Origin of the sequence: Anaeromyxobacter sp., assembly GCA_016718565.1 — a bacterium.
In the GTDB taxonomy this organism is placed as follows: domain Bacteria; phylum Myxococcota; class Myxococcia; order Myxococcales; family Anaeromyxobacteraceae; genus JADKCZ01.
In genome coordinates, this window is record JADKCZ010000003.1 from 425,996 (window position 1) to 443,984 (window position 17,989).

Genomic DNA, 17,989 nt, shown 5'->3' on the forward strand with positions numbered 1-17,989 from the left:
CTCTTGCGGATTGTACAGACTTGGGCCGGGCGCGTCCGGAAACTGTGGACCCCGGACGAGGCCAGCCCCGGTGGCGCGGGCCTGGAGGGGAGCGGGGCACGTGGGCGCGGGGGCGGGGCGCGATGGGCTAGAGTCGGCCTCCCACACCCCGGTGACCGATGCGCTGCCTCACCGCCTCCTGCTGCGCGCTGCTCCTCTCCGTCGCTGCGCCGACCAGCGCCGCCGCCGGCCAGGCCGACCCCGCCACGGCCCCGGCGGCCACCGCCCCGGACATCGCGACGCCGTCGCCCGAGGCCTCGCCCAAGGCGGTGGAGGACTCAAAGGAGACCGCCGGGGCGGCCGAGCTGACGCCCATCCTCCCGAGCCCGCGGGACCCCCTCCGACCGGCCTTCCAGCTCTACGCCGAGGTCGACCTGCCGGTCCTGGCCATCGGGCTGGTCTTCGCCAGCGGGCGGCTGGTCCGCGCCCAGCCCGCCTACTGCGCGCCGCTCTGCGACCCCTCCGGGCTGAACTCCCTCGACCGCGCCACGGCGGGCTACTGGGACACCGGCTGGCAGCGGACCTCCGACTATGGCCTGATCGCCGTCGGGGCCGGGGCCGTCTCCCTGCTGCTCCTGGACGAGGGGCTCCTCCCCGGCCTGAACGACCTGGTCGTCGTCTCCGAGTCCGCCCTCGCCGGCGTGGCCGTGACCTCCATGATGACCATGGCCGCCGGGAGGCCGCGCCCATTCCTGTACGGGGAGAAGGCGCCGCTGGAGTCCCGCACCAGCGCCGACGCCGGGCTCTCCTTCCTGAGCAGCCACTCGGTGGCCGCCTTCGCCGTCGTCACCTCCACCTTCGTGGCCATGCGGCGGCTCCACCCGGGCAAGAAGCACGCCTGGGTGGTGCTGGGTGTGGGCGGCGCGCTGGCGACCCTGGTGGCCTCGGCCAGGGTCATGGGAGGCAAGCACTTCATCACCGACGTCGGCGGCGGCGCGGTGGTGGGCGCCTCGATGGGCTTCCTGGTGCCGGCCCTGCACGGCTCTCCGGTCTCCATCGTGCCGGTGGTGGGCGCCCTGGAGCGGGGCCTGGCCCTCCACGGCAGGTTCTGAGGGGGCCGGAGAAGCAGAACGGCGGGTCCCGTGAGGGACCCGCCGTTCCTATGAGCGCGGAAGGAATCGAACCTTCAACCTATGGATTAAGAGTCCATTGCTCTGCCAGTTGAGCTACGCGCCCTGGCACTGCTGCAACGCTCGGGATGGCCGAGGGGCCGCGGATCTACCAACCGCGGCAGGGGCTGTCAACGACTGCTGGCTGCCGGGTCGCGATCGCGACCGGGCGCGTGAGTGGCGCGCCCGGAGGGACTCGAACCCCCGACCAGCGGCTTAGAAGGCCGCTGCTCTATCCAGCTGAGCTACGGGCGCGGGTGCTTCGGATGAAACTGGGGTGAGTAAAGGGGTTCGAACCCTTAACCCCCGGATCCACAGTCCAGTGCTCTACCAGTTGAGCTATACCCACCGTAAAACGAGATGCGCCGTCTGCTGCCTGCGGGCCGCGTGGAGGCCCCTTGCCATCGCCGAGTTGTCAAAGAGTCGGGGCGGCCGGATTCGAACCGACGACCTTCTGCGCCCAAGGCAGACGCGCTACCAGGCTGCGCTACGCCCCGGAACCGCCCTCGGCGGGAGCCCGACCGGGGCCCGACCGAGAGGGCGACTGATTAGCCTCTCGGGTGGCCCGCGTCAAGACCGCCCGGACGACCGGTGTGCTCCGGGGGAGCGGCGCGGGTCACCCGCCGGGCCCTGGCGCCGGCCCCGTGGGCCTCCCGGTGGGGCGCTCCTCACCGGGCGGCGCCGGCCAGCCGGGCCAGCGCCGGGAGCAGGGCCCTGAGCGCCGCCCCACGGTGGGACAGGGCGTCCTTCTCGGCCGGGTCGAGCTCGGCCATGGTGAAGGCCCGACCCTCCGGGACGAAGAGCGGATCGTAGCCGAACCCGCCCGCCCCGCGCGGCTCGCGCCCCAGGCGCCCGGCGCAGGTCCCCAGGACGGCGGCCAGCAGCGCCCCGTCCGGCGCGGCCAGCGCCAGCGCCGCCACGTAGCGCCCGGTCCGGCGCTCCTTGGTGACGCCCTCCAGGGCGCGCAGCAGCTTCGAGTTGTTGGCGAGGTCCCGCGCCTGGCCGGTGAGGCCCGGGGCCTCGGCCTCCGACCAGCGGGCCGAGACGATCCCGGGGGCGCCGTCGAGCGCGTCCACGCAGAGCCCCGAGTCGTCGGCCAGCGCGACCATCCCGGCGAAGGCGGCGAAGGCCCGCGCCTTCTTGGCCGCGTTCTCGGCGAAGGTGGCGCCGTCCTCCACCACCTCGGGCAGCGGCCGACCCAGCTCGGACGGCGTGACCACGCGGATGGGCAGCCCGGCCACCAGCCGGGCCAGCTCGCGCAGCTTGCCGGGGTTTCCGGTACCGACGAAGAGGTCCATGGGCTTCACCGCCGCGCGCCGCGCCGGGCGCCGTGGCCGTGCTGGCCCGGGCCCGCCGCGGCGCGGCTCGTCACTTCAGCGCCGCCTGCTGCAACTCGCGCAGGGTGGCGATCCCCTCCAGCGCCAGGTCGAGCATGCCGTCGAGGTCCTTGCGGGCGAAGGCCTGCCCCTCGGCGGTCCCCTGCACCTCCACCAGGTTCCCCTCCCCGGTGGCCACCACGTTCATGTCCACGTCGGCGGTGGAGTCCTCCGAGTAGTCGAGGTCGAGGAGCGCCACCCCCGCCTTCATGCCCACGCTGACGGCCGCCACCGAGCGGACCACCGGGGCGCCCTTCACCTTGCCGGCCTTCTGCAGGCCGCGCACCGCCAGCGACAGCGCCACCCAGGCGCCGGTGATGGCCGCGGTGCGGGTGCCGCCGTCGGCCGCCAGCACGTCGCAGTCGAGGGTGATGGTGCGGGAGCCGAGCGCCTTCAGGTCCACCGCGGCCCGCAGGGCCCGCCCGATGAGCCGCTGGATCTCGAGCGTGCGCCCGCCCTGCTTGCCGCGGGCGGCCTCGCGGGCCATGCGCTCGTGGGTGGAGCGCGGCAGCATGCCGTACTCGGCGGTGACCCAGCCGGCGCCGGTGCCGTAGACGTGCGGCGGGACCCGGTCCTCCAGCGAGGCGGTGCAGAGCACCTGGGTGTCGCCGAAGCGGGTCAGGCAGGAGCCCTCCGCGTGGCGGGCCCACCCGGGCTCGAGGACGATCTTCCGGAGTTCGCGGTCGGCGCGGCCGTTGGTTCGCATAGGGGCGCGGATACTAGTCGGGAGGGGGGCGCGCCGCCAGCCGGGGCGGGGCCTGTCAGGGCGGCGGGCTGGGCAGGCCCCCGCGGAGACCGAGGACCTCTGGTCCGTCCGATGCAGTCGTGGACCTCATGCGCCCCCTCCCGGCCGTCGCCGCCGCCATCGCCATCCTCCTCAGCGCAGGGCCGGCGCGGTCCGAGGCACCCCCTCCGATGACCTCCCCCGCACTGGCCACCGAGTCGCAGGCCAGGCACGACCTGCGCCCCCGCCTGACCCTCGACCTCGGGACCCAGCTCTGGTGGACCGGAAGCCTGCTGGTCCTGGCCGGCGCCACCCAGCTCCTCTCCGACCAGATCGCCCCGGCGGCCTGCCGCTGGTGCGAGCCTCCCCAGCTGGACGTCTGGGCCCGGCGGCTGTTCCTCTGGCAGGACACCCGGCGCGCCACCGACATCGGCAACGCGCTCATCGTGGCGGTCCCGGTCGGGGCCGCCCTGGCGCTCGGCCTCATGGCGCACGCCGACGGTGCCTCCTTCCGGGAGGGGGCCGAGGACCTGCTGATCGTCACCGAGGCGGTCGCCGTCACCCTGGTCCTGATGCAGGTCGCCAAGTTCACCACCGCCCGCACCCGCCCCGACGCCTGGGCCGGCAGCGGGAGCGTCACCGCCAACAGCCGCATGTCCTTCTTCGCCGGCCACAGCGCGGTGGCCTTCGCCGTGGCGGCCTCGGGCACCCAGGTCCTGAGGCTGCGCGGCCGGACGGGCTGGGGCTGGTTCGCCGCCGCGACCTTCGTCGGCTCGGCCGCCAGCGGGTGGTTCCGGGTCGCCTCGGACAACCACTGGCTCACCGACGTGGTGGCGGGCGCCGCCATCGGCACCGCGGTCGGCTTCGCGCTGCCGGGGCTGGTCCTGCACCCCGCCACGGCCCACGCACCGGCGGTGACCCTCGCCCCGGCCGCGGGCGGGGTGGCCCTGCGGTTCTGAACGCCTGACCGAACGTTCCCGAACGATCCGGCCAGGGCCGGCGGCCCCAGGCTTGCCCGGGGCGGCCCGTTCCGAGGCGCGCCCCTTCGGCACGGCGCGTGCTCCACGGGACCCCAGGCCGCTGGGGCGGGCCTCCCTGACGAGCCCCCCGCTCCCCGCCGCCCGGGCGAGGGTGCAGCGCCGCGACCCGGGCCTCCGAGGAGCCACCATGCGCCGCCGCTGGACCGCACCGTCGTGGAGGGTCTCGGCGAGCCTGCTGCTGGCGCTCCTCACCCTCCCCGCCTCGACCGCCGCCTACACCGTCTCGTCCCTGGTCACGCCGGGGTGCCACGAGCGGCTCACCTCCGCCGCCCTGCGGGCGGTCCGCCTGGGACGGCCGGAGGCCGGGCCGCTGCCCGTCACCTCCGACGAGCGGGCGCTGGTGGCCGACCTCGAGTTCACCCCGGAGCCGGACATGGCGGACCTGGGGGCCGCGACGCTCCTCCTGAGCGTCCGCGACAACGACCTGAAGGGCGAGAGCGGCGGCAGCACCACCTCGCTGGCGGCGGTCCACGGCAACCCCTTCAACCAGGAAGAGCACTGCCTCCGCAGCCGGGACCAGGACGAGCCGGGCGGCACGGTCGCGGCCATCGCCACCTGCCGCGCCTTCATCCGCGGGCGGGTGGCCGAGGCGCTGGAGGGGCTCGACGCCGCCGGCGCCCCGGACCCTGCGCTGCGGACCGCACTGCGCATCCACCTCTCGCTGCGGGGTGAGATCGAGGCCGCGCTCCCCACCTTCTACGTCCGGATCGGGCAGGCCATCCACGCCCTGGAGGACAGCTACTCCCACGCCTACCGGACCCCAGACGGCCGCCAGATCACGGTGGTCCTCAACTGGATCGACGAGGCGGACGGGAACCTGCTGGAGGCGCGGGACGGCCCGCCCCACACCACCGCGCTGGACGCCTGCGACGACGCCACCCCCCTCATCACCACCCGGCGGGAGCTGGCGACGGCCGCCGCGGCCGCGCTGCTCGACGCCGCGCTCGATCCTGCGCGGACCAAGGAAGAGAAGATGACCAGAGTCGACGAGCTCCTCGACGCCAGCCTCACCTTCGCTCCGGGCTGCACCTCCGACAACCAGTGGTGTGCCGCCCCTGAGCGGCAGCTGCCGGCCGTCCTCCCGGCCGGCTTCGGCTGCGGCACCAGCGGCGGCGCCGGCGGCCTCGTCGGCCTCGGCGGCCTGCTCGTCCTGGCCCTGCTGGCCCGCCGCCGCCGGCCCGCCGCCGCCACCGCGGCAGGGCTGCTGGCGGCCCTGCTGGCCCTGGCCCCGGGCGGCGCGCGCGCCGCGGAGCCTGCCCAGGCAGGCGTCGCCACCCCGGCCGCGGCCTCCGCTGCCGCGGCGGCCGCGCCCAACCACCCGCCGCCGCCGGTCACGGTGCCGGTGGCGCAGCCAGGCCCGACCGATCCCTCGAAGGGGGCCTGGGGCGGCTACCTGGGGATCTCCGGCTCGGTCGACAAGCCGGCCGCCGCCATCCAGCTCGGCCTGCGCCGCCGCGTCAGCACCCAGTGGACCCTCGGGGTGGACGCCGAGTGGAACCCCTGGGTCTCGGTCTACGGACCGACGGCCTGGAAGGCGGGCGTGGCCAACCTGTACGGCAGCGCCATCCTCCGCTACCCCCTGGCCTACGAGCGGTTCAACCTGCGCACCACCGTCAGCCTGGGCGCCTCCTACCTGCTGTTCGACCTCTACGGCGCGCCCCAGGGGAGCCTGGGGCTGTACGGCGCCATCAGCCCGCTGGGGCTGGAGTGGAAGATGTCGCGCCACTTCTACCTGATCATCAACCCGCTCAGCATCTCGGCGCCCGTCCCGCAGCTCAAGGGCGTGCCGATGAGCTACGTGCAGTACCGCTTCAGCCTCGGGCTCGGCTTCCTGACCGGGTAGCGGCGCGCGCTCCTGCCTCACCCCGTGCGGGGGAGCCTCCGCGCCGGCGGGAGTGGCTAGCATGTGGACATGGCGACCGGAGCGGGAGCCAGGGGCCTTGGCCTGGTCGAGCGCGGCGCGGTGGCGCTGCTCGCCCTGGCGCTGGGTGGGTGCCTCGGCCACCTGCCGGTGGCGCCCGTGCGGCTGGACCCGGAGCCGCCCCGGGCGCGCCAGCAGGGCGCCGTGGGGCTCACCGTGGCCCCGGGCGCGGCCGAGGCCGAGCTCCTGTACCGGAACCCCTGGCTGCCCCACCTCACCGCGCGACCGCGCTTCGCCGTGCCCGTCGGCCGCGAGGTGGTCATCGCCTGGGAGAAGCTCCTCGGGCTGCGCTTCGAGCGGGTGGTGCGCGTCGAGGGGACGCCGCCGCCGGGCCTGGTCGGCCTCGTCGAGCTGAGCCGCGTGGAGCCGTCCGATGGACCCGGCCCTCCGGCCGCGTCCGTCTACCGCGTTGAGGTGGGCGTCACCTCGCTGGTGCGGGACGGCGCCGGGCTTCCGGTCACGACGCTCTCGGTGCGTGGCCGGGGTGAGGCCGGCGCGGTCACGGTCCCCGGTGGGCTGGCCGAGGCCACCGGCCTGGCCGTGAAGCAGGCGGCCGACCTCTTCCAGCGAGCGCTCGACGAGCAGCCGGAGCTGGCGACCTGGGCGGGCGGCGGGACGGGGCCGGGGGCGACCGCGACCGCGACCGCGACCGCGACCCCGACCCCGACCCCGACCGCGACCCCGACCCCGACCGCGACCGCGACCCCGACCCTGCCCCCACCCACCCTCCTGGTCGCCCCCGCCCCCGCCACCCCTCCCCCTCCGCCGCCGGGCTCGTTCACCCTCACCTTCCTCGGCTGGCTGGGCGGCGGGCTCACCGACATGGTGAACCAGCGGAGCGACGGGGCGCTCGATCTCGGGGTGGCCTGCCTGGTCGGGCCCGGCCGGGTCGGCGTGGGGCTGGCCGGTTCGCTCGGCCTGCGGGCCGGGGTGCGCCACTGGTCGGGCGCCCTGGCCGGCGGCGCGGCCTTCCAGCCGGGGCCGCGGCTGCACCTCGACCTGCTGGGCGAGCTCGGTCTCCTGGCCCTCGACCGCGCGGCCGCGCAGCAGGGGCTCTTCTCGGCCGACCACGTCCGCGGGGGCGCCGCCACGCTGCCGTATGCCGGCCTGCGCCTGCTCGCCAGGTTCGGCGAGGGGCCGGCCGGGGTCGGCATCGGCCTGTGGGCCCAGGCCACCCTGGGCTCCACCACGGCGCGCTACACCATCGAGCGCTGCCCCATCCTCGGCGCCTGCACGGTCACCGAGCACGAGCTGCGCTACGGCGGCGGGGCCGCCGGGCTCCTGCTCAGCGTGGGCGGGGCCACCCAGGTGCGCGGCTCGCCGCCCGAGGTCGCGCGGGCGCCGGACGGGGACGCGGCGCCCTGAGCGCCGCCGGGCCTCGCCTGCCCCGGCCTGGGCCCTTCAGCGCCTGCGCTCCGCCGCCCGCCAGGCCGCCACGCCCTCGGCCACCGCCTGCGCGATGCGCTCCTGGTGCGCCGCCGACCGGAGCCGCGCCGCCTCGGCCTCGTTGGAGATGAAGCCCACCTCCAGCAGCACCGCCGGCATGCGCGCCCCCGCCAGCACGTAGAAGGGGGCCTGCTTGACGCCGCGGTTCTCCGCCCGCAGCGCCGCCACCAGCTTGTCGTGGAGGGCGTAGGCCAGGCGGCTCGAGCCGGACAGGGCGTCGGCCGACTGCAGGTCGTCGAGGATGGCCGCCACCGGGTCGTCGGGGTCGGGCTGCGGCTCGCCGGCCAGCCGGTCGGCGTTCTCGCGCGCCGCCGACGCCGCGGCGCCGGCGTCGGAGGCGTCGGCCGAGAGGAAGTAGGTCTCCACGCCGCTGGAGGCCCGGCGCGACGCCGCGGTGGGCATGGAGTTGAGGTGCACCGACACGAACAGGTCGGCCGAGAGCGCGTTGGCCACCGCGGCGCGGTTGGCCAGCGGCACGCGCGTGTCGCCGGTGCGGGTCAGCACCACCCGGCCGCCCAGCTGCTCCAGCCGCCGCTTGACCCGGCGCGCGATCTGCAGCGTCAGGTCCTTCTCCTTGTCGCCGCGCGGCGAGACCGCGCCGTCGAGCTCGCCGCCGTGGCCGGGGTCGAGCACCGCCGTGAAGGCCGGGCCCTTGCCGGCGGCCAGGCCGAGGGCCAGCGCGGTGGCGAGCAGCGGGGCGAGCATGGCCGGACCGGCTAGACCACCCGCAGCCGGGGCGGGCCGGCCAGCACCTCGCCCACGTCGGCGGCGGCCACCCCGGCGGCGGCCAGCGCCCGGAGCAGCCCCTCGGCGGCCTCGGGCGCCACCGCGGCCAGCAGGCCGCCGTTGGTCTGGGCGTCGGCCAGCACGATGGCCGGCAGGGCCGCGCCGGGCGCCACCTCGAGGTGCGGCGCCACCCAGGCCAGGTTGGCCTTCGAGCCGCCCGGCACCACGTCCGCCGCGGCCAGCTCCACCACGCCCTCCAGCACCGGCACCCGCGCGGCGTCCAGGCGCAGCGCCACCCCCGAGCCCTCGGCCAGCTCCCAGCCGTGGCCCAGCAGGCCGAAGCCGGTGACGTCGGTGAGGGCGTGCACCGCGCCGCTCTCGGCCAGCACCTCGCCGGCGGCCCGGTTGAGGGCCGCCATGAGCTGGGTCACCTGCTCCAGCAGCGCGCCCAGCGCCAGGCCGCGCTTGATGGCGGTGGTGAGGATGCCGGAGCCGAGCGGCTTGGTGAGCAGCAGCCGGTCGCCCGGCCGCGCCCCCACGTTGCGCAGGATCCGGTCGGGGTGCACCAGGCCGGTGACGGCCATGCCGTACTTGGGCTCCGGGTCGTCGATGGAGTGGCCGCCCAGCACCGAGGCGCCCGCCAGCGCCGCCGCCTCGGCGCCGCCGCGCAGCACCTCGCCCAGCAGCTCCATGGAGAGCGTCTTGACCGGCCAGCCCACCAGGTTGAGGGCGAAGAGCGGCCGGCCGCCCATGGCCCAGACGTCGGAGAAGGCGTTGGCGGCGGCGATGCGGCCGAACCAGTAGGCGTCGTCCACCACCGGGGTGAAGAAGTCGGCGGTCTCCACGATGGCCTGGTCTGCCGAGAGGCGGTAGACGGCCGCGTCGTCCTTGGTGTCGTGGCCCACCAGGGCGTTCGGATCGGTGCTCTTCGGGAGGCGGCGCAGGACCTGCGCCAGGTCCGCCGGGCGGATCTTGCAGGCTCAACCGGCGCCGTGCGACAGCGTGGTGAGCCGCACGGTCTTCTCCTGCTCGGTCCCCATGTGGCCCTAGGCCTTGGCCTCGGCCAGCGTGAGGTACATCTCGGCGTTGCGGTTGCCCGGGCTGATGGCCAGCACGGCCTGCCAGTGCGCCTTGGCCTCGTCGGTGCGCCCGCAGGCCAGCAGGGACAGCCCCAGGTTGAGCCGGGCCGGCACGTAGGTCGGGTTCTGCCGCACCACCTGCTCGTACTCGGCGATGGCGGCGTCGCGCTCCCCGGCGTCGCGCAGGGCGCCGGCCAGCCGGACCCGCACGTCCACGAAGGCCGGGCCCAGGGCCAGCGCCCGGCGGTACTCGGCGATGGCCTCCACGAACATGCCCGACGACAGGTAGACGTCGGCGATCTCGGCGTACATGTTGGCGAGCTTGCCGGCCACGAAGCGGTCCAGCCGCCCCTGCGACGCCCCGGAGCGCGACAGGGCGTGCCGGTAGGTCTCCTGGGCCTCCTTGTAGCGGCCGGTGTCGTTGTAGGTGACGGCCAGGTTGAGGGCGGCGTCGGTGTAGCCGGGGTTGATGCGCAGGGCCGCCTCGAAGGCCCGCTGCGCCTTCTGGTAGTGGCCCTGGTCGTGATAGATGACGCCCAGCATGTTGTAGACGTCGGCGAACGACTGGTTCGCCTCGACGACCTCGGTCAGGTACTGCTCGGCCAGCGCGTACTCCTTCTTCAGGTAGTAGCCGCGGCCGAGCGCGAGGGCCTGCTTGAGCGTTTCGTCCATGGGGGCGTTCCTCCGGCGAGGCCCGACTCTACCGCGTGCCCGGGGCGTGCGCCCGTTCCGAACGCCACCCGGCCCCTGGGCCCTGGCGCCGCCGCGGCCGGACGCCGCGGGCGCACCGGCTCACAGCCCGTCGGCGATGACCCAGCGGTCGGCCTCCCGCACCAGCGTCAGCCTGGCGCGCAGCGTCACCGGGGCCTGCCCGGGCAGGGTGAGCCGCTCGTCCTCGCCCACCACCACCTCGTCGCGATCGACCCGCACCTGCCAGCCGGTCACGGTGAGCGCGGCCGGCGGGCCGCCGGCCAGGTCGGCGCCCAGCCGGGCCAGCAGGGCCTCCCGGCCGCCCGGCCCGCGGTACCCCTCGGCCACCAGGCGGGCGTAGGCCGCGGCGTCGCGCCCGTTGAAGGCGTCGAGCCGGCGGAAGAGGAGGCGCAGGACCGGGCGCAGCTGGGCGAGGGCCTCGCCCTCGGCGCACCAGCCGGCGAAGGGGCAGGGGCGCATGGCGAAGGCCTCGCGCCCCACGTAGCCCAGGCTGGCCAGCTGGCCACGCCAGGCCACCCGGCCGCTCCCCTCCGCCATGGCCACCACCCGGGCCCGCGGCCCCTGGGGCGTCTCCTCCAGCGTCACGGTGACGTCGGCCAGCCGCAGCGACTGCAGCTCGGCCAGGCCGCCCGAGCCGTGGCCGTAGACGTCCTCCAGGCGGGCGCTGGTGAAGGCGGCCAGGGCGCCGTGCACCTGCGCCTCGGCCGGGGCGGCCGCGCCGGCCAGGGTCGGGGCGGCGTCCTTCAGCCACCAGCCGCCGGCCAGCGCCAGGAGCGAGAGGACCAGCGGCACGAGGAGCGGCGCGCCGGCCCGCCCCTCCAGGTCACGCCGGAGCTGCCGCCTACTTCCGGAGCCCGGCAAGCAGCGCCTCGGCCTCGCGGCGGCGCGGGTCCTCCGGGTAGCGGGCCACCAGCTTCTGCAGCGCCTGCTGGGCCCGGAAGGTCTCGGCCTGCTTCAGGTAGGCGCGCGCCAGCCGCAGCAGCGCCTCCGGCTCCTGCTTGGTGCCGGGGTAGGACTCCAGCAGCTTCTCGAGCCGGCCGGAGGCGCCGGCCCAGTACTCGCGCTTGTAGTAGAACTCGGCGGCGTACCACTCGTGCGCCGCCAGCCGCCCCCTGGCCTCCCCGAGCAGCCGCTCGGCCTCGGCCCGGTGCTTCGACTCCGGCCGCGCCGCCTGGAAGGCCACCAGCCGCTCCACCGCCGACTTCAGGCTGCGCTGGTCCTTCTCGTGGGACGGCGGGAACAGGATGAAGTCGCTGGGGGCGTCCTCGAAGAGGGCCCGGGCCGACTGGAACTCGGCGTAGTCGGCCTCCTCGTGGGTGGGCCGGAGCTGCGCGAAGGACTGGTAGGCCTCGGCCGCCTCGGCGTACCGCTCCTGCTTCATCTTGGCGTCGGCCAGCCTGAGCTCGGCCAGCGGCGCGTACTTCGAGAACGGGTACTTGGTGCGGACGTGCTCGAGGAAGCGCTGGGCGTCCAGCCAGTTGGAGGCGGCCAGGGCCTCGGTGCCGATCTGGTAGTCCTCCTCGGCGGACTCGCCGTAGCGCACCTCGCCGGTGAGCGAGACCCGGGAGCTCGAGCAGGCCAGGAGCGGGAGGAGGGCGAGGGCGAGGAGGCGGGCGCGCATGCGGGGGCGGAACATAGCGCAGAACCGCCCCGGGGTCAGCGGGCGGGGCGGCCCCGGCCGGCGCCCCCCCGGGGCGCGCCGCTACGGCAGCGGCAGCACGTGCAGCACGGAGCCCGCTGGGCCGGAGGGGAACCCGGCGAGCAGGAAGAGCGCGCTGCCGTCCTCGCTCACCTCCATGGCGACCGGGTACTGGTCGGCGGGCAGTGACAGCGCCAGGGGCGTGGCCTCGGCGACGTACGGGCCCGCCCCGTCCACCCGGGTGCGGCGGAACACCCACGGCCCGCCCTGGGCGGCCTGGCCCACGGTGTAGGCCCACGCGCCGTCGGGCGACAGGGCCTGGCCCGCCGTGAACTCCGGCGCCGACAGGTCGCCGAGCGCGCCGAGGTCCCGGTCGAAGAGGCTCCCCTGGACGAGCAGGCGGGCGCCGTCGCCGCTGATCGACCAGCCGGCCCCGGAGAAGGGCCAGATCGGCAGGGTGTGGCTCCGGGGGGTGGCCTCGCCGACGTCCAGGGTCAGGTAGGCGCCCGCGGCGCTGGTGGTCGAGGCCAGCACCACCCGGGACCGGTCGCGGGTGACGAGGGCCCGGGCGCCGTGGATGGAGAGGCTGGGCCCCTGGGCCAGCGAGGGGTACCAGAACGACTCGGCCCATTGGTCCGAGTCCACCAGGAGCGTCCGGCCGTCGGCGAGCCCGCAGAGGAGGTCGTGCTGGCCGTAGAAGTCGTCCAGGGTGGACTGGCTGAGCGTGGCGAGCGAGATCGGATCGAGCTCGAAGAAGGCGTCGGAGGTCGAGGTGTAGCCCGAGGTGACCAGGAGCCGGGCGCCGTCCTGCGACACCACCACGTTGGTGGCGTTCGGCACCGCGCGCGAGGTGACCGCCCAGGCGCCGCCCTCGAAGGCCAGCCGGTAGACCAGGTCGGTGGCGTAGCCGGTGAGGAGCACCGCCCGCCGCGCCGGGTCCTGCGCCATCCGGTAGAAGGTGGCCGGGAGCGCCTGGTGCAGGGTGGTGTAGCCGGGGGCGGGCAGCACGGCCAGGGAGGCGCCGCCGCGCGACATCCCCAGCCCGTTGACGGCCTTCACCTGCACCGGCCCGGGGGCCGCCTGCGCCGGCGCCGTGGCACGCACCACGGTGTCGCTGACCACCCGGCCCTCGACCTGCTGCCCGCCGAAGGCGACGGCCAGCGTGGCCCCGCCGCCGAAGCCGTGGCCGGTCAGGACGACCTCGCCGGCGCGCCCCACCCAGCTGGTGGAGGGCGACACCGCCTCCACCGCCGGGAGCGCCACGTCCAGGGTCACCGGCACGGCGAGGCCGGTCGCCAGGCCCGGGGCGAACGCCACCTCGAGGGTGGCCTCGTGCCGGCCGTCGGGCAGCGCCGCCGACAGGGCCGGGTCCAGCGTCACGGTGACCTGGGTGTCGGCGGAGAGGTCGCCGCCGGCCGGTGACACCGAGAGCCAGGGCGCGCTGGGCGTCAGCGTGAAGGCGAAGGCGCCGCCGGCCGCGCCGGGGAGGCGGGACTGGAGCGCGATCACCCGCGCCAGGGCGGCGGGGCCCGACGCGCCGTCCAGCCTGAACGAGACCGGCGCCGAGGCGGCCACCAGGGCGTCGACGTGGTACCGCAGCGGGACCTCGGCCCGGACGGACCCGGCCTCGTCCCTCACCACGAGCGTGGCCAGGTGGTCGCCGGCGGTCCGCGGCGCCACCCCCACCTGCACCTGCCCGGCCCCGGCCGAGAGGCTGCCGCCCGCGACCGGCAGCACCACCCAGTCGGCCGGCTGCCCGGCGGGACCACGGGCCGCCACGCTCCAGCGCTCCGTCGCCAGGTCGGAGCCGAGCGTGAGGGCCTGCGCGGCCGGCGCGAACCCCTCCAGCGCGGTGAAGTCGAGGGCCTCCGGGCCGACCACCAACCCCTGCCGGACCTGCAGCGTGACCGGCACGTCCTTCACGACGAACTCGCTGCCGTCCTCCTTGCCGGTCACCAGCCTGAGCGTGGTGGCGTAGCTTCCCCGGGCCAGGCCAGCGGCGCTCACCTGGACGTAGATCAGCGCCCGGCTGCTAGAGGTCAGGCTGCCCGGCGCCTGGAGCCAGGTCGGCACCTCCACCCCCGGCGGGTAGCCGACCAGCAGCCCGTCGCCCTTGAAGTCGACCGTGAGCACCTGCACGCCTTCCGGCGGGTCGCCCTCGACCACCTGGAAGGCCAGCGCCTCGGGGGTCGCCGAGAGCGAGTAGCTGGCGCCGCCGCCGCCGCCGCAGGCGGTGGCCAGGGTGGCCGCGAGGAGGGCGGCGAGGTGGGGGCCTGGGCAGGTCCGGCGGGCGGGCGCGGCGCGGCGGGTGGGCATGGTCACACCTGGAGTGAGGAGGGAGGTTCTGGTCCTAACAGACCTCGCCGCGCTCGTGGCGACGATTCTGCAAGGCGGCCACCCACCCCGGGCCCGGTCAGCCCTCGTCGAGGTCGCGATCCTCGAAGGCGCCCAGGGTGCGGGCCACCACGCCGCCGGCGAAGCCCCGCCCCAGGAGGAAGCGCGCCAGCCGGGCGCGCGCCCGGTCGTCCAGCCCGGCCAGCGGCTGGCCCCGCGCCCGGCGCCGCGCCAGCGCCAGGCAGCGCTCGGCCTCGCCCCCCGGCGCCTCGGCCAGCGCCGCCGCGACCGCGCGCCTGGCGTCGGCGGCCGTCACCCCCGCCTGCAGGAGGCGCCGCTCGGCGGCGCGCGGCCCGAGGCGGCCCGGCGCCGTGAGGGCGCGGGCGCGGGCCTGGGCGTAGCGGGCGTCGTCGAGGTAGCCCAGGTCGAGCAGCCAGGCCACCACCTGGTCGGCCTCGGCGACCAGCTCGGCCCTGGCGAGCCGCGCCCGCACCTGCGCCTCGGTGCGGGCGCTGGCCGCCAGGTAGCGGAGCGCCACGGCCCGGGCCTGCTCCCGCGGCGGGACCTGGCGGCCCGGCCGCGGGGGTGCCGCGCCGCGGGGCCTAGAACCGCTCGATCTGGAAGTCGTCATCACCCGGCGGGGAGGACGGCGACGCCGGCGCGGCGGGCCTGGCCGCCGGGGCCTTGGTGGGCGCCACCCGACCGACCGGCACGCCCTGGGCCGGCGTCGAGCCGGGCGGGCCACGGGGCGGCGGCGCGGCCGGGCGCGCCGCCTGCGGCGCGGGCGCCACCGGCTCGCCCTGCTTCTCGAAGCTGTCCCACTTGGAGTCGGAGGTGCCGCTGATGCCGGAGACCCGCAGGGCGAAGTCGTCCGGGTTGGTGGCCTGGCGCAGCGCCTCCTCGTAGCTCACCACCCCGTTGCGCAGCAGCCCCATGAGCGACTGGTCGAAGGTCTGCATGCCGTAGGTGGTGTGGCCCTGCGAGATGGCGTCCGGGATCTCCTTGGTGCGGTCCTTGTCCTCGATCATCTCGCGCACCCGCGCGGTGCACAGCAGCACCTCGATGGCCGGCACGCGCCCCTTGCCGTCGGCGCGCGGCACCAGCCGCTGCGAGATGACCCCGCGCAGCACCGAGCCGAGCTGCAGGCGGACCTGCTTCTGCTGGTAGGGCGGGAAGGCCGAGATGATGCGGTTGATGGTCTCGGTGGCGTCCAGGGTGTGCAGGGTGGACATCACCAGGTGGCCGGTCTCGGCGGCGGTGAGCGCGGTCTCGATGGTCTCGAGGTCGCGCATCTCGCCCACCAGGATCACGTCCGGGTCCTGGCGCAGGGCGCTCTTGAGCGCCTGCCCGAAGCTCATGGTGTCGACGCCCACCTCGCGCTGGTTCACGATCGACCGCTTGTCGCGGATGAGGAACTCGATGGGGTCCTCGATCGTCATGATGTGGCAGGTCTCGGTGGCGTTGATGTGATCGATCATCGCCGCCAGCGTGGTGGACTTGCCGGAGCCGGTGGTGCCGGTCACCAGGATCAGGCCGCGCTGCTCGGCGGCCATCTTCTCCAGGACCTTGGGCAGCATGAGCTGCTCGATCGACTGGATCTTGAAGGGGATGACGCGCAGCACCACCCCGATGGTGCCGCGCTGCTGGAAGACGTTGACGCGGAAGCGCCCCAGCCCGGGCACGCCGTAGGCCAGGTCCACCTCGTTGGTCTGCTTGAACTTCTCGCGCTGGTAGTCGTTCATGATCCCGAAGCCCATCCGGCTGATCTCCTCCGGGGGGAGGCGCCGGGCGTCCTTGAGCGGGACCAGCGAGCCGTCCACCCGGAACATGGGCGGGAGGCCCGCCTTGAGGTGGATGTCGCTGGCGCCAGCGCGGAGCGCGACCTGCAGGATCTCGTTCAGTTCCATCGCCGCAAAAGCGTAACACCCCGATCAGGGCCGGTCCATGCCGCGACCGCGACCGGGGGTCGGCGCACATGGGCCCACGCCCAACGCGAAACGGCCGGCCACCCGAGGGTGAGCCGGCCGTCGCGTCGCTGGCCCGTGGGGGGCCGGGCGGCTAGCGCTTGCTGAACTGGAAGCGCTTGCGGGCGCCCGGACGGCCGTACTTCTTGCGCTCGACGGCGCGGGCGTCGCGGGTCAGGAAGCCGGCCTTCTTGAGGACCGGCCGGAAGGCCACGTCCAGGTTGCAGAGGGCCCGGCTGATGCCGTGGCGGATGGCGCCGGCCTGGCCGGAGAGCCCGCCGCCGTTGGCGGTGGCGAAGACGTCCACCTTGCCGAGCTGGTCGACCAGCTTGAGCGGCTCGATCAGGATCATCTTCGAGGTCTCGCGACCGAAGTACTGATCCATGGTGCGGCCGTTGATGGTGACGTTGCCGGTGCCGGGGACGAGGCGCACCCGCGCCACGGACTCCTTACGGCGGCCGACGGTCATCTTTGCCAGGGTGGGCATCAGTTCCTCACTTCGAAGCGGCGAGCGCCTGCGGCTTCTGCGCGGCGTGCGGGTGGGTGTCGCTCGCGTACACCTTGAGCTTGGTCATCATCTGGCGGCCCAGCGCGCTGCGGGGCAGCATGCGGCGCACGGCGTTGACGATGATGTCCTCGGGGTGGCGCGCGCGGAGCTTGTCCATCGGCGTCAGCTTCTCGCCGCCCGGGTGCATGGAGTGCGTGAAGAAGGTCTTGTCCGTCTCCTTCTTCCCCGTGAACTTCACCTTGCCGGCGTTGACCACGACCACGAAGTCGCCCGTGTCGATGGACGGCGTGTAGCTGGGCTTGTGCTTGCCCTTGAGGATCGTGGCGATGCGGGTGGCGAGGCGGCCGACCGTCTTGTCGGCGCCGTCGACCACCCACCACTGGCGGCCCGCGAGGGCCTCTTGCTTGGTCGCGCTGTGGGTAGCTTTGGGCATGGAAAGACCTGATGTTTCCGGTAAATTGAAAGGCGCCTTCTAGAGGAAGGACGATTCCTTGTCAAGGGGACCAGGGGAACGCCGGCCACGGGGCCGCCCGGCCGGACCGGGACCCCGAAGGGAGGCGCACCCTAGCCGGAACGCCCGGGGATCTCCAGCGCTTTCCCGCGAGGCCGGTCGATTGGCCCCGCCGCACCCCGCCCGACTATCCTCCGGCCACCCGTGGAGCCCCGTCCCACCCCCCAGGCGCGCGCCCGCGCCGATCACCGCCCCCAGGTCGATCCGGCCTGCGCCGGCTGCCCCCAGCTCGGCCTGCTGCGGGCGCTCAGGCGCAGCGGGGTGGCGGCCGAGGGGCGGCTCTCCTGCGAGCCGGGCCACGGGCTCCACCTGGCCGAGGCGGTGCGCGGCGAGGCCCGCCTGCTGGTGCTGGCCGGCCCGGACGAGCCGGCGCTCACGGCCCGCCCCGGCTGGCCGGCCGGGCCGGCCCGGGTGGAGCGGATCCACCCCGGCGCCCTCCCCGAGGTGGAGGCGGCGCTGCGCCGCGCGCTCGAGGGGCCAGGCCTGACGGTGCTGGTGGCGGTGGCCCCTTGCGTGCTCGGGGCGGCCCGCGCCGCGCCGCTGGCCATCCACGAGGCTCGCTGCAACCGCTGCGGCGGCTGCCTGGGGCTGGGGTGCCCGGCCATCTCCGACCAGGGCGGGGAGGCGCTGGTGATCGACCCCGCGGTGTGCACCGGCTGCGGGCGGTGCGCCCCGCTGTGCCGCGGGCGCGCCATCGGGCCGGCGCTCACGCCGGTCCCCGGGTAGCCAGTGTCGGCCCCGGCGGACGGGCCGGAGGAACGCACCGGCCCCCTCACCCCAGCCCTCTCCCCCAGCAAGCTGGGGGAGAGGGGGCTCGAGCGGACGAGCCCTGCGCTTCTCCGTGGGCAAGGGGGAGAGGCCC

17 protein-coding genes and 4 tRNA genes are annotated in these 17,989 nt (G+C 75.6%); 5 read left to right on the forward strand and 16 right to left on the reverse strand.

Features of this window, described 5'->3' with window-relative positions:
• Positions 1–158 precede the first annotated feature (158 nt).
• Positions 159–1,091, forward strand: coding sequence for a phosphatase PAP2 family protein (locus IPO09_11950; GenBank protein MBK9518046.1), 933 nt, complete (start codon positions 159–161; stop codon positions 1,089–1,091).
• Positions 1,092–1,142: 51 nt separating this feature from the next.
• Here the strand turns inward: IPO09_11950 and IPO09_11955 are convergent.
• The 6 genes from IPO09_11955 to rph form a co-directional block, all read right to left on the reverse strand.
• Positions 1,143–1,215, reverse strand: a tRNA-Lys gene (locus tag IPO09_11955).
• Positions 1,216–1,326: 111 nt separating this feature from the next.
• Positions 1,327–1,403 (reverse strand) — tRNA-Arg (locus IPO09_11960).
• Positions 1,404–1,421: 18 nt separating this feature from the next.
• Positions 1,422–1,497: transfer RNA gene (locus IPO09_11965), tRNA-His, on the reverse strand.
• Between the two features lie 74 nt (positions 1,498–1,571).
• A tRNA-Pro gene (locus IPO09_11970) sits at positions 1,572–1,645 on the reverse strand.
• Positions 1,646–1,816: 171 nt separating this feature from the next.
• Positions 1,817–2,446 (reverse strand): RdgB/HAM1 family non-canonical purine NTP pyrophosphatase, encoded by a 630-nt coding sequence (gene rdgB / locus IPO09_11975; GenBank protein ID MBK9518047.1) that lies wholly within the window; start codon positions 2,444–2,446, stop codon positions 1,817–1,819.
• 70 nt (positions 2,447–2,516) lie between these two features.
• Positions 2,517–3,230 (reverse strand): ribonuclease PH, encoded by a 714-nt coding sequence (gene rph, locus IPO09_11980; protein MBK9518048.1) that lies wholly within the window; start codon positions 3,228–3,230, stop codon positions 2,517–2,519.
• Between the two features lie 209 nt (positions 3,231–3,439).
• Between rph and IPO09_11985 the strand changes: the two genes are divergently transcribed.
• The 3 genes from IPO09_11985 to IPO09_11995 all read left to right on the forward strand — a co-directional run bounded on the left by IPO09_11985 (position 3,440) and on the right by IPO09_11995 (position 7,574).
• Positions 3,440–4,207, forward strand: coding sequence for a phosphatase PAP2 family protein (locus IPO09_11985; GenBank protein MBK9518049.1), 768 nt, complete (start codon positions 3,440–3,442; stop codon positions 4,205–4,207).
• Between the two features lie 208 nt (positions 4,208–4,415).
• Positions 4,416–6,131, forward strand: coding sequence for a hypothetical protein (locus tag IPO09_11990; protein ID MBK9518050.1), 1,716 nt, complete (start codon positions 4,416–4,418; stop codon positions 6,129–6,131).
• A 69-nt stretch (positions 6,132–6,200) separates the two neighbouring features.
• A complete protein-coding gene (locus IPO09_11995; protein ID MBK9518051.1) occupies positions 6,201–7,574 on the forward strand; it encodes a hypothetical protein in 1,374 nt (457 codons plus the stop codon).
• 36 nt (positions 7,575–7,610) lie between these two features.
• Here the strand turns inward: IPO09_11995 and IPO09_12000 are convergent, their stop codons facing one another.
• The 10 genes from IPO09_12000 to rplM all read right to left on the reverse strand — a co-directional run bounded on the left by IPO09_12000 (position 7,611) and on the right by rplM (position 17,049).
• A complete protein-coding gene (locus tag IPO09_12000) occupies positions 7,611–8,360 on the reverse strand; it encodes an N-acetylmuramoyl-L-alanine amidase (GenBank protein MBK9518052.1) in 750 nt (249 codons plus the stop codon).
• An 11-nt stretch (positions 8,361–8,371) separates the two neighbouring features.
• A complete protein-coding gene (gene selD / locus IPO09_12005; protein MBK9518053.1) occupies positions 8,372–9,421 on the reverse strand; it encodes a selenide, water dikinase SelD in 1,050 nt (349 codons plus the stop codon).
• Positions 9,422–9,427: 6 nt separating this feature from the next.
• Positions 9,428–10,132 carry a tetratricopeptide repeat protein gene (locus IPO09_12010; protein MBK9518054.1) on the reverse strand — a complete coding sequence of 235 codons (705 nt, stop codon included), beginning with the start codon at positions 10,130–10,132 and terminating at the stop codon, positions 9,428–9,430.
• Between the two features lie 120 nt (positions 10,133–10,252).
• Entirely contained in the window at positions 10,253–11,032 is a 780-nt protein-coding gene (locus IPO09_12015; protein MBK9518055.1) for a nuclear transport factor 2 family protein, read from the reverse strand.
• Positions 11,013–11,792, reverse strand: a complete 780-nt coding sequence (gene bamD / locus IPO09_12020; GenBank protein ID MBK9518056.1) for an outer membrane protein assembly factor BamD — start codon at positions 11,790–11,792, stop codon at positions 11,013–11,015. Before bamD ends, IPO09_12015 begins: the two co-directional genes overlap by 20 nt.
• 81 nt (positions 11,793–11,873) lie before the next feature.
• Positions 11,874–14,126 carry an IPT/TIG domain-containing protein gene (locus IPO09_12025; protein MBK9518057.1) on the reverse strand — a complete coding sequence of 751 codons (2,253 nt, stop codon included), beginning with the start codon at positions 14,124–14,126 and terminating at the stop codon, positions 11,874–11,876.
• Positions 14,127–14,223: 97 nt separating this feature from the next.
• A complete protein-coding gene (locus IPO09_12030) occupies positions 14,224–14,775 on the reverse strand; it encodes a RecX family transcriptional regulator (GenBank protein MBK9518058.1) in 552 nt (183 codons plus the stop codon).
• Positions 14,747–16,051, reverse strand: coding sequence for a type IV pilus twitching motility protein PilT (locus IPO09_12035; GenBank protein ID MBK9518059.1), 1,305 nt, complete (start codon positions 16,049–16,051; stop codon positions 14,747–14,749). Before IPO09_12035 ends, IPO09_12030 begins: the two co-directional genes overlap by 29 nt.
• A 151-nt stretch (positions 16,052–16,202) precedes the next feature.
• Positions 16,203–16,595, reverse strand: a complete 393-nt coding sequence (rpsI, locus tag IPO09_12040) for a 30S ribosomal protein S9 (GenBank protein MBK9518060.1) — start codon at positions 16,593–16,595, stop codon at positions 16,203–16,205.
• Between the two features lie 7 nt (positions 16,596–16,602).
• A complete protein-coding gene (rplM, locus tag IPO09_12045; GenBank protein MBK9518061.1) occupies positions 16,603–17,049 on the reverse strand; it encodes a 50S ribosomal protein L13 in 447 nt (148 codons plus the stop codon).
• 222 nt (positions 17,050–17,271) lie between these two features.
• Between rplM and IPO09_12050 the strand changes: the two genes are divergently transcribed.
• Positions 17,272–17,853 carry a 4Fe-4S binding protein gene (locus IPO09_12050; GenBank protein MBK9518062.1) on the forward strand — a complete coding sequence of 194 codons (582 nt, stop codon included), beginning with the start codon at positions 17,272–17,274 and terminating at the stop codon, positions 17,851–17,853.
• The last annotated feature ends 136 nt before the right edge of the window (positions 17,854–17,989 follow it).

What these genes read in the sequence shown, in the direction of transcription:
- IPO09_11950 (MBK9518046.1), top strand. Translation starts at nt 159, where the DNA reads ATGCGCTGCCTCACCGCCTCCTGCTGCGCGCTGCTCCTCTCCGTCGCT.
- rdgB (MBK9518047.1), bottom strand. Translation starts at nt 2,446, where the DNA reads ATGGACCTCTTCGTCGGTACCGGAAACCCCGGCAAGCTGCGCGAGCTG.
- rph (MBK9518048.1), bottom strand. Translation starts at nt 3,230, where the DNA reads ATGCGAACCAACGGCCGCGCCGACCGCGAACTCCGGAAGATCGTCCTC.
- IPO09_11985 (MBK9518049.1), top strand. Translation starts at nt 3,440, where the DNA reads ATGACCTCCCCCGCACTGGCCACCGAGTCGCAGGCCAGGCACGACCTG.
- IPO09_11990 (MBK9518050.1), top strand. Translation starts at nt 4,416, where the DNA reads ATGCGCCGCCGCTGGACCGCACCGTCGTGGAGGGTCTCGGCGAGCCTG.
- IPO09_11995 (MBK9518051.1), top strand. Translation starts at nt 6,201, where the DNA reads ATGGCGACCGGAGCGGGAGCCAGGGGCCTTGGCCTGGTCGAGCGCGGC.
- IPO09_12000 (MBK9518052.1), bottom strand. Translation starts at nt 8,360, where the DNA reads ATGCTCGCCCCGCTGCTCGCCACCGCGCTGGCCCTCGGCCTGGCCGCC.
- IPO09_12010 (MBK9518054.1), bottom strand. Translation starts at nt 10,132, where the DNA reads ATGGACGAAACGCTCAAGCAGGCCCTCGCGCTCGGCCGCGGCTACTAC.
- bamD (MBK9518056.1), bottom strand. Translation starts at nt 11,792, where the DNA reads ATGCGCGCCCGCCTCCTCGCCCTCGCCCTCCTCCCGCTCCTGGCCTGC.
- IPO09_12025 (MBK9518057.1), bottom strand. Translation starts at nt 14,126, where the DNA reads ATGCCCACCCGCCGCGCCGCGCCCGCCCGCCGGACCTGCCCAGGCCCC.
- IPO09_12030 (MBK9518058.1), bottom strand. Translation starts at nt 14,775, where the DNA reads ATGACGACTTCCAGATCGAGCGGTTCTAGGCCCCGCGGCGCGGCACCC.
- IPO09_12035 (MBK9518059.1), bottom strand. Translation starts at nt 16,051, where the DNA reads ATGGAACTGAACGAGATCCTGCAGGTCGCGCTCCGCGCTGGCGCCAGC.
- rpsI (MBK9518060.1), bottom strand. Translation starts at nt 16,595, where the DNA reads ATGCCCACCCTGGCAAAGATGACCGTCGGCCGCCGTAAGGAGTCCGTG.
- rplM (MBK9518061.1), bottom strand. Translation starts at nt 17,049, where the DNA reads ATGCCCAAAGCTACCCACAGCGCGACCAAGCAAGAGGCCCTCGCGGGC.